Annotated in this window: 1 pseudogene; it reads left to right on the top strand. The window is 46.7% G+C overall.

The features are described from left to right. Nucleotides 1–276 (top strand): annotated as a pseudogene (locus AB5935_RS27440) (TonB-dependent receptor plug domain-containing protein); the annotation flags it as partial.

Here is a 276-nt window from a genome sequence, read left to right as displayed (position 1 = left end):
ATGGTAGTGTGAGCGGAGCCGACTTCGCCAACCGTGCGGTAGATATCGACCCTAATGATATTGAAAGTATCAACATCTTGAAAGGACAGGCTGCTTCTGCACTTTATGGTATCCGTGCTTCCAATGGTGTGATTATCATCACAACCAAGAGTGGTAAAGGATTGGAAAAAGGCAAACCACAGGTTAGCTTCTCTTCTAATGTCAGCTTCGATGTAGTCGGTCGTCTGCCGGAATTCCAGAAAACATACGCACAAGGTTCGGGTGGAGTATTCGGCA

It is taken from the genome of Phocaeicola sp. RTP21198st1_B8_RTP21198_201120, assembly GCF_040929485.1.
Lineage (GTDB): Bacteria > Bacteroidota > Bacteroidia > Bacteroidales > Bacteroidaceae > Phocaeicola > Phocaeicola dorei.
Note: the sequence above shows the minus strand (reverse complement) of the source record. Positions and strands in the feature narration are given on the sequence as shown.